This window comes from Inquilinus sp. (assembly GCF_039594555.1).
In the GTDB taxonomy this organism is placed as follows: domain Bacteria; phylum Pseudomonadota; class Alphaproteobacteria; order DSM-16000; family Inquilinaceae; genus Inquilinus.
In genome coordinates this window covers 1-3,396 of the sequence record NZ_JBCNNF010000577.1, presented here as the reverse complement: position 1 = coordinate 3,396, position 3,396 = coordinate 1, and the positions used below count along the sequence as shown (strand labels likewise).

General features: G+C 71.1%; 5 protein-coding genes. 2 read left to right on the top strand and 3 right to left on the bottom strand.

What is annotated here, in order from left to right; genetic code table 11:
- On the bottom strand, window positions 1-689 hold a 689-nt coding region (locus ABDW35_RS34340), incomplete at its 3' end, for a LysR family transcriptional regulator (protein WP_343718336.1).
- 137 nt (window positions 690-826) lie between these two features.
- On the opposite strand from ABDW35_RS34340, the gene ABDW35_RS34335 reads away from it, so the two are divergent.
- Entirely contained in the window at window positions 827-1,048 is a 222-nt protein-coding gene (locus tag ABDW35_RS34335) for a hypothetical protein (protein WP_343718335.1), read from the top strand.
- A 120-nt stretch (window positions 1,049-1,168) separates the two neighbouring features.
- Entirely contained in the window at window positions 1,169-1,909 is a 741-nt protein-coding gene (locus ABDW35_RS34330) for a dienelactone hydrolase family protein (RefSeq protein ID WP_343718334.1), read from the top strand.
- Window positions 1,910-2,206: 297 nt separating this feature from the next.
- Here the strand turns inward: ABDW35_RS34330 and ABDW35_RS34325 are convergent, their stop codons facing one another.
- Together ABDW35_RS34325 and ABDW35_RS34320 are read right to left on the bottom strand one after the other, a co-directional pair.
- A complete protein-coding gene (locus ABDW35_RS34325; protein ID WP_343718333.1) occupies window positions 2,207-2,428 on the bottom strand; it encodes a hypothetical protein in 222 nt (73 codons plus the stop codon).
- Window positions 2,429-2,942: 514 nt separating this feature from the next.
- A partial coding sequence (locus ABDW35_RS34320; protein WP_343718332.1) for a LysR substrate-binding domain-containing protein occupies window positions 2,943-3,396 on the bottom strand: 454 nt, incomplete at its 5' end.

Below are 3,396 nucleotides of genomic sequence, written 5' to 3'. Positions count from 1 at the left end.
GCCGCCTGGATGGCCATCGAGGAATCGCTGACCCGCGGCCCGCGCACCCAATCGACATCCGCCATGCCGACGGCGCGCAGCCAGTCACGCCAGGGCGCCAGCGACTGGTCGTGCAGCAGCGTGTGCCGGCGCAGGTCGTCGAGCGTGCGCAGCCCCGGCGTTCCGTCGCGCAGCGCCGGGCTGCAGACCGGGAAGGTGTCATCGGTGAACAGCCGGTCGCAGACCAGCCCCTCCCACCCGCCCTGGCCCCAGCGGGTGGCGCAATCGGCCTCGCCGCCCTCGAGGTCGACGCGGGCCAGCGACGCGGTCACGTTGACGTCGATATCGGGATGCGCCGCCGTGAAGCCCGGCAGGCGGACCGTCAGCCATTTCGCGGCGAAGGACGGGGTGGTGCTGATGGTCAGCACGCCGGCCGTGCGGCCCGGCGCGATCTGCGCCGTGGCGTCGGCGATGCCGGCCAGGGCCGAGCCGACCAGCGGCAGGTAGACGCGGCCGGCCTCGGTCAGCTCCAGGCTGTTCTCGCGGCGGTGGAACAGCTTGACCGACAGCCACTCCTCCAGCCGGCGCACCTGCTGGCTGACCGCGGCCTGGGTCACCGACAGCTCCGCCGCTGCGCGGGTGAAGCTGCGATGCCGCGCCGCGGCCTCGAAGGCCCGCACGCCGTTCAGCGGCGGCAACCGCCATCCCAAATCCCGCCTCCCGGCCCGCAGGCCAAGTTTTTATTGGGCTAGGGCCAGACTATCCCGTTTGCCGCCGCGGCCGCCAGGACCGATCTTAGAGGCACGGGTCGACCCCTGATCTGCAACCCCGATCAGGACCGTAGCCAATGACCAGCTGCTGCATCGACGAGCCCCGGCCTGCATACCGCCGGCGGCCCTCCCCCCTCCTGTCCCTGCTCCGCCGCATCGCGGCCCTGCCGGCGCTGTGGTGCGCCCGGATCGAGGCGCGCGGCCGGATGCAGCGCATGGACGACGAGACCCTGCTCGATCTCGGCCTGCGCCGCGACCAAGTCGAGACCATGCGCCGCAAGCCGTTCTGGCGGGAATGAAGGCTATGATCCCGCCACGGCCGACTCGCTGCGATGACGCCGCCGGTCCGAACGGGGCCGGCGGGCGGATATCGACGCTTGCACTCCCGCGGCCGGGGCACCTTCACAAGGGATCGGCACATGAGGCGCGACCTTCAGATCAAGACCGCGGACGGGACGGCCAAGGCGGCGCTTTTCCACCCCGACGGCGCCGCTGCCGGCGGCAAGGCGCTGCGCGGCGTCATCCTCTACATGGATGCGATGGGCCCGCGGGCCTCGCTGGCCGGGATGGCGCAGCGCCTGGCCGATGCGGGCCACGTCGTGCTGCTGCCGGACCTGTTCTACCGGTTCGGCGCGTACGGCCCGTTCACCGGCGCCTCCTTCGGCGACGAGACGGCCCGCGCCCAGATCATGACCATGCTGCGCGAGACCAGCCAGGAGATGACCCGGCGGGACACGGCCGTCTTCATCGACGCGCTCGATGCTGAGAAGGTCACGGGACCGATCGGCGCCGTCGGCTACTGCATGGGCGGCGGCCGGGCCCTGACGGCCGCGGCGTCCTATGCCGACCGGATCGGCGCGGCGGCCAGCTTCCATGGCGGCGGACTAGCCAGTGAGGCGCCGGACAGCCCGCATCTGCTGGCGGAGAAGATCAAGGGCCGCGTCTATGTCGGCGTCGCCGGGGTCGACAACAGCTTCCCGCCGGAGCAGTCGGCGCGGCTGGCCGAGGCCCTGCGGCGGGCCGAGGTCGACCACGTCATCGAGAATTATGTCGGCATGGCGCATGGCTGGGCGGTGCCCGACCACAGCGTCTATGACGAGGCCGGCGCCGAACGGCACTGGAAGCGCCTGCTGACCTTCTTCGGCGAGGCGCTGGCGTAGCGTCGTTCGAGCCGATCCCTCCCTTCTACCCTCCCCCTTCCCTCGCGGGAGGGGGCTAGGGGGAGGGGGTTTTCGCTGTTTCTCTTGGCCGTCATTCCCGCGAAAGCGGGAATCTCCCTCGGGTCCAGGCGCGACGAGATCCCCGCTTTCGCGGGGATGACGAGGGTTTATTAGGCAGCAGGCGCGCGGACGCGCGCAGACCCCTCCCCCAACCGCCTCCCGCAAGGGGAGGGGGAGTGTGGAAGGCTGTGCTCATCAGTGTTGAATGGTGGTGGAGGTGGTGAGTGCGCGAGCGGCTCACCCCGTGTCCGGCGGCCTGGGCCTGCGGCCGGAGGCCCAGCGGGGCCCGGGCGGACCTTCGGGATCGTCCTCGCCGTCCTCCGACGGCAGGAAGCCGAGACGCTCCAGGGCCTCGTCGGCCATCTCCAGCCACTGCTCCACCCGCACCGGATAGCCCCAACGCCGGCACAAAGCCGCCACCGCGACCGGCGCCGGGCTGGCCTCCACCAGCTCGGCCACCTCGGGCCGCCCCAGCCGCTCGCGCAGCTCGTCGGCGCGGCGATCCTCCTCGCCGTCCTCGGACGATTCGTAACCGCCGCCATCATCGCCAGCGTCACCCGCAGCCCGTGTTGGTCCTCCTGCGCCGCCTCACGCCGCGCCGCGGCCTTGCGCCGCTCGTCGCGATGATTGGCGAACTTCTCCTCCAGCAGCAGGGTCAGCCGCAGCGACTTCATGATGACGGCAATGCGCCGGCCATAGTCGACGCCGGGCTGCGGCGCCTCCACCGCCTCGGTGCGGATGGCCTCGATGATCTCCATATGGACCTCCGCCGCCCGGGCGAGCAGGCGCAGATGCCGCGCCGCCCGCTCCTCCTGGGGAGCGGACGGGGCTTCCGATTCCAGATCGGTCTGCGCCTTGTCCACAGAACATATGATGAACAAGATCGCAGACCAATACAAGAAAACAATGTGTTTACAACGGGATGGTGCGCCGAAGGACTCAAACTCCGCCCAAGCCGGCGGCGCTGTCCCGACTACGCCGCCGGCAGGGTCATCGGTTCTTCCGGCGCCGCCTCGGCCTCGGCGGCGACGGCGAACAGCCAGTCGCGGAAGGCCCGCACCAGCGGGCGGTTGAGGGCGCTCGGCGGCGCCACGAAGTAGTAGGCGTAGTCGCTCTTCAGATGGTCGCGCGGCAGCGACTGCCAGAATGGCCGCACCAGCCGGCCGGCGCGCAGATCGTCCATCACCAGCACGCGCTGCGCCAGGGCCACGCCCTGGCCCTCGATCGCCATCTGGATCAGCAGCGCCGAATCCTGGGTGCGCGGGCCGCGGACCCAGCCGAGATCCTCCATCCCCGCCGCGCGCAGCCAGTGCTTCCACTGCACCAGCGTCTCGTCGTGCAGCAGGCGGAAGCGGCGCAGATCCTCGATCGTGGCCAGCCCGGCCTCGACCAGCGCCGGGCTGCACACCGGGAAGGTGTCCTCGGAG

Coding starts and splice junctions, on each gene's coding strand:
- ABDW35_RS34330 (WP_343718334.1), top strand. CDS start 1,169: ATGAGGCGCGACCTTCAGATCAAGACCGCGGACGGGACGGCCAAGGCG.
- ABDW35_RS34335 (WP_343718335.1), top strand. CDS start 827: ATGACCAGCTGCTGCATCGACGAGCCCCGGCCTGCATACCGCCGGCGG.